Raw genomic sequence first — 11756 nt, 5'->3', positions numbered from 1 at the left:
CATGCAGACCGCGAACAAGTTCTCCGTATCCCGCTACACGCCCGAGCGCGGCGCGATGGCCAAGCTCACCGCACGCGACTCGGTGGTGCGCCGGCTCGACTGGCCCATACTCCTCTCGGCGCTCGCCCTGTCCTTCATCGGCGCCCTCCTGGTCTGGTCGGCGACCCGCAACCGGACCTCCCTGAACCAGGGCGACCCGTACTACTTCCTGCTCCGCCACGCCCTCAACACCGGCATCGGCCTCGTGCTGATGATCGGCACGATCTGGCTCGGCCACCGCACCCTGCGCGGCGCGGTGCCGATCCTCTACGGGCTCTCGCTGCTGCTCATCATCGCGGTGCTCACCCCGCTCGGTGCCACCATCAACGGGGCCCACGCGTGGATCGTGATCGGCGGCGGCTTCTCCCTCCAGCCCTCCGAGTTCGTGAAGATCACGATCATCCTGGGCATGGCGATGCTGCTGGCCACCCGGGTGGACGCGGGAGACCTCGCCCACCCCGACCACCGCACGGTGGTCAAGGCGCTCTGCCTGGCGGCCGCCCCGATGGGCATCGTCATGCTGATGCCCGACCTCGGCTCCGTCATGGTCATGGTCGTCATCGTGCTCGGCGTCCTGCTGGGCTCCGGCGCCTCCAACCGCTGGGTCCTCGGCCTGCTGGCCTCGGGCGCCGGCGGAGCGATCCTGATATGGCAGCTCGGCGTCCTCGACGAGTACCAGATCAACCGGTTCGCGGCCTTCGCCAACCCCTCCCTCGACCCGGCGGGCGTCGGCTACAACACCAACCAGGCGCGCATCGCGATCGGCTCCGGCGGGCTCACCGGCTCCGGGCTCTTCAAGGGCTCCCAGACCACCGGCCAGTTCGTGCCGGAGCAGCAGACCGACTTCGTCTTCACGGTGGCGGGGGAGGAGCTGGGCTTCGTCGGCGCCGGGCTGATCCTGCTGCTGCTGGGCGTCGTCCTGTGGCGGGCCTGCATGATCGCCCGCGACACCACCGAGCTGTACGGGACGATCGTGTGCGCCGGGATCATCGCCTGGTTCGCGTTCCAGTCCTTCGAGAACATCGGGATGACCCTCGGCATCATGCCGGTCGCCGGGCTCCCTCTCCCCTTCGTCTCGTACGGAGGGTCCTCGATGTTCGCGGTGTGGGTGGCCATCGGACTGCTCCAGTCGATCAAGGTGCAGCGGCCGTTGTCAGCCTGATTCCCGTTCACCCTGCCGTCGTGATCCGTTCAGGACTAAGTTCGGTCTATGGCGGACACGAAACGCGAGACAGAGCGGAAGTTCGAGTTCACACCAGGCGACAAGAAGCGGGCGAAGCGGACCCGCCACGAGGTGCCGGACCTGACGGGCACGGCCGCGATCGCGGCCGTCTCCGACGAGGGGACCGTCGGCCTCGACGCCGTCTACTACGACACACCCGACCTGCGGCTCGCCGCCGACGGCCTCACCCTGCGGCGCAGAACCGGCGGCAAGGACGAGGGCTGGCACCTGAAACTGCCCGTCTCGCCCGACGTCCGGGACGAGGTCACCGCCCCGCTCGGTGACACCCTCCCGCGCCCCCTCGCCGCCCTGATCCGCTCCCGCGTCCGGGACGCCGGACTGGAGCCGCAGGTCAGGCTCGTCTCCTCGCGCCGCGTCAGCCACCTCCTCGACGCCGAGGGCGCCCTGCTCGCCGAACTCAGCATCGACGCCGTACGGGCCGAGCGCGGCGAGGCCGCCGCCTCCTGGACCGAGGTCGAGGTGGAGCTCGCCGACGGGGTGGACCCCGCACTGCTCGACGCCGTCGAGAAGACCTTCCGCAAAGCCGGCCTGCGCGTCAGCGACGCCCCCTCGAAACTGGCCCGGGCCCTCGCCGAGACCGGAGCCGCGCCCCCGGCCCGGCCCACCGGCGACGCCGCCGCCGACGGCACCGCGGGCGCCCACGTCCTCGCGTACCTGCGGGAACAGCGCGACACCCTGATCGCCCAGGACCCGGCCGTACGACGGTCCCTGCCGGACTCCGTCCACCAGATGCGGGTCGCCACCCGCCGGCTGCGCAGCGCCTTCAAGACCTACCGCAAGGTCCTGGACCGCGACGTCACCGACCCCGTAGGCGAGGAACTGCGCTGGCTGGCCGCCGAACTCGGCGTCGACCGCGACCAGGAGGTCCTGCTGGAGCGCATCCAGACCCGGCTCGGCGAACTGCCCCGCACCCAGCTCCTCGGACCGGTCCGCGGCCGCCTGCGCGTGTGGAACAACGGCCGCCGCTCCGATTCGAGGCGACGCGCCCTCGCCGTGCTCGACAGCAAGCGCTACCTCGCCCTCCTGGACTCCCTCGACGCCGTCCTGGACGAGCCGCCGCTCCTCAAGGGCGCCGCGGACCCGGCGCCGGCCGTCCTGCCCCAGGCCGTACTGCGCGACTACGACCGCCTCGCGGGCCGGGTCGAAGATGCCCTCGCGCTGACCGCGGGCGAGGAGCGGGACCTCGCCCTGCACGAGGCCCGCAAGGCCGCCAAGCGCGCCCGGTACGCGGCGGAAGCCGCCGCACCCGCCCTCGGGAAGCCGGCGAAACGCCTGGCCAAGGCCATGAAGCAGGTCCAGACCCTGCTCGGCGACCACCAGGACAGCGTGGTCGCCCGCGAAGCCCTGCACGGCCTCGCCGTCCAGGCGGCCGGCGCGGGGGAGTCCGCCTTCACCTGGGGCGTCCTCTACGCCCGCGAGGAGGTACAGGCCGCCCGGAGCGAACAGGAACTCCCGGACCTCTGGGCGGACGCCTCGGATCCGGCGCTGCGTGCGGCCCTGGCGTGATCATGCGGGAGGGGGCGGCCGAGCCTCGCGGTACGCTAGAGAGCTGCCCCCTGCCCGCTTCACGAAAGTCGCGTGATGACCGAGTCGGTCTTCCCTCAGCTTGAGGCCCTGCTTCCGCATGTGCAGAAGCCCATCCAGTACGTCGGTGGTGAACTCAATTCCACGGTCAAGAAGTGGGACGAGTGCGACGTCCGCTGGGCGCTGATGTACCCGGACGCGTACGAAGTCGGGCTGCCCAACCAGGGCGTCATGATCCTCTACGAGGTGCTGAACGAGCGCGAGGGCGTCCTCGCCGAGCGCACCTACAGCGTGTGGCCGGACCTCGAAGAGCTGATGCGCGAGCACAAGGTGCCCCAGTTCACCGTGGACAGCCACCGCCCGGTGTCCGCCTTCGACGTGTTCGGCCTGTCCTTCTCCACGGAGCTGGGCTACACGAACATGCTCACCGCCCTGGAGCTCGCGGGCATCCCGCTGGAGGCCAGGAACCGCACCGTCGACCACCCGATCGTCCTCGCGGGCGGCCACGCGGCCTTCAACCCCGAGCCGATCGCGGAGTTCATCGACTGCGCGGTCATCGGCGACGGCGAGCAGGCCGTCCTCGACATGACCGAGATCATCCGCGCCTGGAAGGCCGAGGGCCGCCCCGGCGGGCGCGAGGAGGTCCTGCTGCGCCTCGCGAAGACCGGCGGGGTCTACGTCCCGGGCTTCTACGACGTCGAGTACCTGCCGGACGGCCGCATCGGCCGTGTCGTGCCGAACCGCTCCGGCGTGCCGTGGCGGGTGTCCAAGCACACCGTCATGGACCTCGACGAGTGGCCGTACCCCAAGCAGCCCCTGGTCCCGCTCGCCGAGACCGTCCACGAGCGCATGTCCGTGGAGATCTTCCGCGGCTGCACCCGCGGCTGCCGTTTCTGCCAGGCCGGCATGATCACGCGCCCCGTGCGGGAGCGAAGCATCACCGGCATCGGCGAGATGGTGGAGAAGGGCCTGAAGGCGACCGGCTTCGAGGAGGTCGGCCTTCTGTCGCTGTCCTCCGCGGACCACACCGAGATCGCCGACATCGCCAAGGGCCTCGCGGACCGCTACTCGGACGACAAGGTCGGCCTGTCCCTGCCGTCGACCCGCGTGGACGCCTTCAACGTGGACCTGGCCAACGAGTTGACCCGCAACGGCCGCCGCTCCGGCCTGACCTTCGCCCCCGAGGGCGGCTCCGAGCGCATGCGCAAGGTCATCAACAAGATGGTCTCGGAAGAGGACCTGATCCGCACCGTCGCCACCGCGTACGGCAACGGCTGGCGCCAGGTGAAGCTGTACTTCATGTGCGGCCTGCCGACCGAGACCGACGAGGACGTCCTCCAGATCGGCGACATGGCGGTCAACGTCATTGCCAAGGGCCGCGAGGTGTCCGGGCAGAACGACATCCGCTGCACCGTGTCGATCGGCGGGTTCGTACCGAAGCCGCACACCCCGTTCCAGTGGGCGCCGCAGCTGTCGGCCGAGGAGACGGACGCCCGTCTGGGCAAGCTCCGCGACAAGATCCGCGGCGACAAGAAGTACGGCCGCTCCATCGGGTTCCGCTACCACGACGGCAAGCCCGGCATCGTCGAGGGCCTCCTCTCGCGCGGCGACCGCCGCATCGGCGACGTCATCCGTGCCGTCTACGAGTCCGGCGGCCGCTTCGACGGCTGGCGCGAGCACTTCAGCTACGACCGCTGGATGGAGGCGGCGGAGAAGACGCTGCCCGCCTACGGCGTGGACGTGGCCTGGTACACGACCCGTGAGCGCACCTACGAGGAGGTCCTGCCCTGGGACCACCTCGACTCCGGCCTCGACAAGGACTGGCTCTGGGAGGACTGGCAGGACGCCCTCGACGAGACCGAGGTCGAGGACTGCCGCTGGACGCCGTGCTTCGACTGCGGCGTGTGCCCGCAGCTCGACCTCGACATCCAGATCGGCCCCACGGGCAAGAAGCTGCTCCCGCTGACCGTCGTGAAGTGACCCCGGGCTGACAGCCGCACGGACGTGCCCCCCGCCGGAAACCGGTGGGGGGCACGTCCGTGTGCGGGGACGATCGCGCCCGCCTGCAACGGCAGGGGCCGGGCCTGCGTCATCAAGGGCATGGACCTGGAGAAGAACGGCCGGCACGCGCCCCCACCCGGTGGCGAGGGGTGCGTGTTCGCGATGGTCCGGATCCCCGTGCGGATCCTGGCCGTCGTGATCGTGCTGCCGGTGCGGGTGGTCTGGGACCTGCTCGTCCTCGCGGCCCGCACCGTGCACCGCCGGGCCCTGCGCCCGGCCGGCGACGCGGTGGCCCGGGTCTGGGGCCTGCTGTACCGGTACGTCCTCACCCCGGTCGGGCGCGCACTGGCCCGGACGGCGCGGGGGACCGGTCTGCTCCTGAAGTGGGCGGTGCTCGCCGTCTTCCACTGGCCCTGGGTCGCCCTGTGGCGGTACGTGCTGGCGCCGGGCGGGTCCCTGCTGTGGCACCGGGTCCTCGTCCCGCTCGGCCAGGGCCTCGCCCTGCTGTGCCGGGGAGGCGCCCTGGCGCTGGAGTGGCTGGCGAAGGCGCTGTTCGTGTGGCCCTGGGCGGCGCTGTGGCGGTACGCGGCCGTCCCCGGCGCGTCCGCCCTGTACCGGTACCTCCTCAGGCCTGCCGGCAAGGGGCTCCAAGGGGTGGTCCTCGCCGCGTACCGGTACCTGCTCAAGCCCTCGGGCGCCGCCACCGTCCGGACGGTGCGCGCCCTGTACCGGTACGTGCTCGTCCCGCCGGTCCGGGGCCTCGCCCGGCTCGCCCGCGGCCTGTACCGGTACGTGCTCACCCCCGCCGGGCACGCCCTGGTGTGGCTCCTGCCCCGCGCCTTCACCGCCGTGTTCGTCCGGCCCTGGGTCATGCTCCACCGGTATGTCCTCACCCCCGCCGGGCACGGCATCGCCTGGCTGGCCCGCGGGACCGGGGCCGTACTCGGATGGCTGGGCAAGGCGCTGTTCGTGTGGCCGTGGGCGGCGCTGTGGCGCCACCTGCTCGTCCCCGCCGCGACCGGGGCCCACCGCTACCTGCTGACCCCGCTCGGGCACGGCATCGCCTGGCTGGCCCGCGGCCTGTACCGGTACGTCCTCACGCCCCTCGGGCACTTCGCCGCCGCGACCTGGCGCCTCGCCGGGCGCATCAGCCGCGCCCTCGGCCGCGGGCTGCTCCGGCTCTGGCGCGGCTGCGTCGCCCGCCCCGCCGCATGGGTCCACCGCCAGGTCGCCACGCCCGCCGGCCATCTCGCCAGGGAGGTGTGGCGCACCTCCCGCAACACGGCCCGCGAGGTGTGGCTCACCGCCCGCGCCGCCGTGCGGGACGCGCGGGCCGGGGTGCGGCTGGCACTGTTCGGGGCTCCTCCCCGGGAACCGGCGAGGTCACGGGCGCGTACTCTGGGTAGTACGACAGCCGTGGGCCACCCGCCCGCCCCCGAGATCTCCCTGCGCAAGCAGGTGTGAGCCGGAGGCAGGGCGTGGCCGTACGGCCCCACAGACGCTCAGGGCGACGCGCGAGCCGCGGAGCCCCGTACAAGGAGAAGAACCACTGGGCAAGCGACAGCCCGAAGGCCCGCCTCCCGCACCGGTGGTGCAGCGCATCCGACTGCGCTACACCAAGCGCGGCCGCCTCCGGTTCACCAGCCACCGCGACTTCCAGCGCGCCTTCGAACGGGCCCTGCGACGCGCCGAGGTGCCCATGGCGTACTCGGCCGGTTTCACCCCGCACCCCCGGGTCTCGTACGCGAACGCCGCGCCGACCGGCACGGGCAGCGAGGCCGAATACCTGGAGATCGCCCTCGCCGGCTCCCGCGACCCCGAGAAGCTCCGCGAGCTGCTCGACGAGTCCATGCCGGCCGGCCTCGACATCATCGAGGCCGTCGAGGCCCGTACCCCGGGCCTCGCCGACCGGCTGACGGCCTCCGTCTGGGAGCTGCGCCTGGAGGGCGTGGAGCCCGCGGACGCCGGGCGCGCCGTCACCGCGTTCCTCGCCGCCGAGACCGTGGAGGTGCAGCGGCGCACCAAGAACGGCATGCGGACCTTCGACACCCGCGGCGCCGTGGTCAGCCTCGAGGCGTTTCCCGCCCCTGCTGATAGGCCGCTGGACAATGCCTGTGCGATACTGCGGCTGGTTGTTCGGCATCTGACACCTGCCGTGCGACCCGACGACGTCCTGTCCGGTCTCCGAGCTGTGGCCGACCTGGCGCCGCCGGTCCCCGCAGCGGTGACCAGGCTGGCGCAGGGGCTCTTCGACGAGGAGTCCGGCACGGTGACCGACCCGCTCGCGCCCGACCGCGAGGCTGACACGGCCGCCCCACCCACGGCCGCCGTAGCCGCCGACGCGAAGGCGCCGGAAGGTCCCGCCGCGTAGGGATCGTCGTCGTCGCGCAGCCCTGGCACTCGGGAGCCACCTGGGTCGGGCCCGCGCATTGACCTGAAGACTTCCGCCAGGCCGTACGGACAACACGTACGGAACCGGCGGCCATGGACTACGAGCTCCCGTGTGGCGAACGCGCCCCGGAGGCCGGTTCCGCGCTCATCGCGCGGCGCCGAGCCGGACCGGATGTCAGCCGCGGCGCCCGGGAGCGTGACGGGAGAACCGCCCGCAATGCTCAACAACGAAAACGACACCACCCCCGCCGGTAACGCCGACAGCGGCAGCCCGAGCGACAACCTCCCCCCGCGCAGGCGCCGCCGCGCCGCTTCCCGGCCCGCAGGCCCCCCCGGCGCCACCGCCGCCGAGGCCACCGCGGTGACCGAAGCCGCCCCGGCCGCCTCCCCGGCTGATGAGGCGGAGGCCGCTCCGGCCGCCGCTCCCGCCCGTGCCCGCCGCCGAGCGACCCGCGCCGTGGCCGCCCCCGCGGCCGAGGCGGCCGTGGCCGAGGCCCCCGCCGCGCCCGTGGCCGAGGAGCCTGCCGCGCCCGTGGCCGAGGAGCCCGCCGCTCCCGCTCCGCGTGCCCGCCGCCGTGCCACCCGGGCCGTCGCCGCCCCCGAGGCGCCTGCCGCCGAGGCTCCCGTCGCCGAGGCTCCCGCCGCGGCCGAGGAGGAGGCTGCCCCGGCCGCCGCTCCCGCCCGTGCCCGCCGCCGCGCGACCCGCGCCGTGGCCGCCCCCGCGGCCGAGGCCCCCGCCGCCCCGGCCGCCGCCGTCGAGGCTCCTGCCGCGCCCGTGGCCGAGGAGGAGGCTCCGGCCGTCTCCGCCCCGCGTGCCCGCCGCCGTGCCACCCGCGCCGTGACCGCTCCCGCAGCTCCGGCCGCCGAGGCCCCCGCCGCCGAGGCCGCCCCGGCCGCCGCCGTCGAGGCCCCCGCCGCGCCCGTTGCCGAGGAGGAGGCTCCGGCCGCCTCCGCCCCGCGTGCCCGCCGCCGTGCCACCCGCGCCGTGACCGCTCCCGCAGCCGAGGCCGCCGAAGCCGTCGAGGCCGAGGCTCCGGCCGCCGCGGAGGAGGCCCCCAGGGCCGCCCGCGCCGTGACCGTCGCCGACGCCGTGGACTCCCCGAAGCGCGGCGGCCGCCGCCGCGCCACCCGCTCCGGTGCCCCGGCCGCCCCCGCGGCGCAGCCCGCGGCCGAGGCCGAGGCGCCCGCCGCCCCGGCCCGCGGCCGCCGCGCCGCGCGCCCCGCCGTGGCCGTCTTCCAGGCCCCGGTCTTCGCCGAGCCGATGTTCCAGACCCCCGAGACGGCCGCCATGGCCGCCGCGGCCGCCCGCGCCGCCACCCCGGACGACGAGGTCGAGGAGGAGGAGACGGAGGTCGAGGCCGAGGTCGTGCAGGCGCCCGCTCCGCAGCCGGCCGGCCGTCGCCGCCGCCGCGGCCGTGGTGCGGCCGAGCCCGCGCCGGCCTCCGAGACCGCCCCGGTCTCGCTGCCCGAGGTGCTCGCCGAGGAGGAGCCGGAGGCCGAGGCCGCCGAGCTCGAGGACGAGACCGCCGACTTCGAGGACGGCGACGAGTCGGGCGAGCGCCCGTCCCGCCGCCGCCGCCGTGGCGGCCGTCGCCGTCGCCGCGGCGAGTCCGCCGACCTCGACGAGTCCGCCGATGAGGAGTCCGAGGCCCCGGCCGCCGAGCCGGAGTCCGAGGAGTCCGAGGACGAGGACGACGAGGAGTCCGGTGCCCTCGGCTCCAGCTCCAGCCGTCGCCGCCGCCGTCGCCGCCGTCGCAGCGGTGACTCCGCAGCCGAGGCCGCCGAAGCGGGCGACGAGGACGGCGTACGCACCGTCGTCAAGGTCCGCGAGCCGCGTCCGGCCCGCGAGCGCAGCGAGTCCACCTCCTCCGACGAGGTCCAGTCCATCAAGGGCTCGACCCGCCTGGAGGCGAAGAAGCAGCGTCGCCGTGAGGGCCGCGAGCAGGGCCGCCGCCGCGTGCCGATCATCACCGAGGCCGAGTTCCTGGCCCGCCGTGAGGCCGTCGAGCGCGTGATGGTCGTCCGCCAGGCCGGCGAGCGCACCCAGATCGGCGTCCTCGAGGACAACGTGCTCGTCGAGCACTACGTCAACAAGGAAGAGGCCACCTCGTACGTCGGCAACGTCTACCTGGGCAAGGTCCAGAACGTGCTGCCGTCCATGGAGGCCGCCTTCATCGACATCGGCAAGGGCCGCAACGCCGTCCTGTACGCCGGTGAGGTCAACTTCGAGGCGCTCGGCATGGCCAACGGGCCGCGCCGCATCGAGTCCGCCCTCAAGTCCGGCCAGTCGGTCCTCGTGCAGGTCACCAAGGACCCGATCGGCCACAAGGGTGCCCGCCTGACCAGCCAGGTCTCGCTGCCCGGCCGCTACCTGGTGTACGTGCCCGAGGGCTCGATGACCGGCATCAGCCGCAAGCTGCCCGACACCGAGCGTGCGCGCCTGAAGACCATCCTCAAGAAGATCGTCCCCGAGGACGCGGGCGTCATCGTGCGCACCGCCGCCGAGGGTGCGAGCGAGGACGAGCTGCGCCGCGACGTCGAGCGCCTGCAGGGTCAGTGGGAGGACATCCAGAAGAAGTCGAAGCAGATCTCGACCTCTTCGCCGAGCCTGCTGTACGGCGAGCCGGACATGACCGTCCGCGTCGTCCGCGACATCTTCAACGAGGACTTCTCGAAGGTCATCGTCAGCGGTGACAGCGCGTGGGAGACCATCCACGGCTACGTGAACCACGTGGCCCCGGACCTGGCCGACCGGCTCCAGCGCTGGACCTCCGAGGTCGACGTCTTCGCGACGTACCGGATCGACGAGCAGCTCGCCAAGGCGCTCGACCGCAAGGTGTGGCTGCCCTCGGGCGGCTCGCTTGTGATCGACAAGACCGAGGCGATGATCGTCATCGACGTCAACACCGGCAAGTTCACCGGTCAGGGCGGCAACCTCGAGGAGACCGTCACCAGGAACAACCTGGAGGCGGCCGAGGAGATCGTGCGCCAGCTGCGGCTGCGCGACCTCGGCGGCATCGTCGTGATCGACTTCATCGACATGGTCCTGGAGTCCAACCGCGACCTGGTCCTGCGGCGGATGCTGGAGTGCCTGGGCCGTGACCGTACGAAGCACCAGGTCGCCGAGGTGACCTCGCTGGGCCTGGTCCAGATGACCCGCAAGCGGGTGGGCCAGGGCCTGCTGGAGTCCTTCTCCGAGACCTGTGTCCACTGCAACGGCCGCGGTGTCATCGTGCACATGGAGACGCCGACCGCGATCGGCGGCGGCGGCAACGGCAAGCGCTCGAAGCGCCGTGGCGGCAAGGCCGAGTTCGACCAGCACGACCACGAGGTCGAGACGGTCGAGGCGGAGTTCGAGGTCGAGACCGAGGCCGAGGTGGCCGCCGAGGCCGCCGCGCCGCGGCCGCTGCCCGAGCCCGAGTTCGTCGCGGACGAGGAGCTCTACAGCAGCCCGGCCGAGGCGGAGGCCGCGGCGGGCCTGAGCGGTCGCCGCAACCGCCGCCGCGCCACCCGCAAGGCCACCGCTCCGGCGGGCGCCCCTCGGGGCTCGGCCGCCCCGGCCCAGGCCGCGGCGCCGGCTCCGGCCCCCGTGGCCGAGATCGAGGCCGAGCCGGTGACCGAGGCCGCCGACACGGTCCTGGAGCCGGTGTCCGAAGTCGTCACCGAGGCGGAGACCGCGGTCGAGGTCGTCGCCGAGGCGGTGGCGGAGGAGGCCCCCAAGGGCCGCACCCGTCGCCGGGCGACCCGTAAGGCCACCGCACCGGCGGGCGCTCCGGCCCCCGCGGCCGAGGTGGCCCCGGAGCCGGTCGCCGAGCCGGAGCCCGTCGTGGTGGCGGAGCCCGAGCGCGTCGCCGAGGCGGAGCCCGTCGTCGCGGCCGAGCCCGCGCCGGTCCAGGAGGCTCCGGTCGCGGACGCCGCCCCGGCCCGCCCGCGTCGCCGTGCCACCCGCAAGGCCACCGCACCCGCCGGCTCCCCGGCCGGCGCGGCGGAGGCCGCCGTGGTGGTCGTGGAGACGGCCGTGAGCGAGCCCGAGCCGCAGCCGGAAGCCCCCGCCGAGGAGGCCGCACCGGCCAAGAAGGCGAGCAAGGCCAAGAAGGCGGCCCCGGCCAAGAAGGCGGCCCCGGCGAAGAAGGCCACCACCGCCAAGAAGGCGACGGCGGCCAAGAAGGCCACCACCAGCACGGCCAAGAAGGCGGCCACGACCAAGAAGACCGCTGCGAAGCGGACGACCAAGAAGACCGCGGCGGCGGAGCAGCAGACCCCGCCCTCGGTCTCGGCGCCGGCCGAAGCCTGATCCGCGTGACGCCGTGGGCCCCGCCTCCCGGCGGGGCCCACGGCCGTGCGGGAACGGGGCCCGGTTTGACCCCCTGGAACCGGGACCGTAACCTAGACCGTCGGCATGCCTGGGCAAATGTGTTCAGCGCGTGCCGCGCTCCTGAGCACCTTCCTCCCCGCCGTGCGCGCAAGCGCCGTACGGGAGAGGCCGCTCGTCCAATCCGGATCAGTGCGGTCCCGTCGTCAGACGGGGTCCCGACTGAGCGGCTGGCTTCAGGAGCAT

General features: G+C 73.7%; 6 protein-coding genes. All 6 read left to right on the top strand.

The annotated features are described in order from the left end of the window. Nucleotide 1 precedes the first annotated feature (1 nt). The 6 genes from rodA to ACFWUZ_RS16205 all read left to right on the top strand — a co-directional run bounded on the left by rodA (nucleotide 2) and on the right by ACFWUZ_RS16205 (nucleotide 11492). Nucleotides 2-1201 carry a rod shape-determining protein RodA gene (rodA, locus tag ACFWUZ_RS16230; protein WP_384372535.1) on the top strand — a complete coding sequence of 400 codons (1200 nt, stop codon included), beginning with the start codon at nucleotides 2-4 and terminating at the stop codon, nucleotides 1199-1201. Between the two features lie 48 nt (nucleotides 1202-1249). Next, complete coding sequence (locus ACFWUZ_RS16225; RefSeq protein WP_384372534.1) at nucleotides 1250-2788, top strand: CHAD domain-containing protein; 1539 nt, start codon at nucleotides 1250-1252, stop codon at nucleotides 2786-2788. A gap of 72 nt (nucleotides 2789-2860) precedes the next feature. After that, nucleotides 2861-4786: a TIGR03960 family B12-binding radical SAM protein gene (locus tag ACFWUZ_RS16220; RefSeq protein ID WP_384372532.1), complete on the top strand. Its 1926-nt coding sequence runs from the start codon at nucleotides 2861-2863 to the stop codon at nucleotides 4784-4786. A gap of 120 nt (nucleotides 4787-4906) precedes the next feature. Continuing rightward, nucleotides 4907-6271, top strand: a complete 1365-nt coding sequence (locus tag ACFWUZ_RS16215; RefSeq protein WP_384372530.1) for a hypothetical protein — start codon at nucleotides 4907-4909, stop codon at nucleotides 6269-6271. Between the two features lie 127 nt (nucleotides 6272-6398). Continuing rightward, a complete protein-coding gene (locus tag ACFWUZ_RS16210; RefSeq protein ID WP_384372628.1) occupies nucleotides 6399-7178 on the top strand; it encodes a TIGR03936 family radical SAM-associated protein in 780 nt (259 codons plus the stop codon). Nucleotides 7179-7415: 237 nt separating this feature from the next. Next, nucleotides 7416-11492 carry a ribonuclease E/G gene (locus tag ACFWUZ_RS16205; protein WP_384372528.1) on the top strand — a complete coding sequence of 1359 codons (4077 nt, stop codon included), beginning with the start codon at nucleotides 7416-7418 and terminating at the stop codon, nucleotides 11490-11492. Nucleotides 11493-11756 lie beyond the last annotated feature (264 nt).

It is taken from the genome of Streptomyces sp. NPDC058646 (assembly GCF_042716875.1).
Lineage (GTDB): Bacteria > Actinomycetota > Actinomycetes > Streptomycetales > Streptomycetaceae > Streptomyces.
This window is presented reverse-complemented; position numbering and strand designations above follow the sequence as displayed.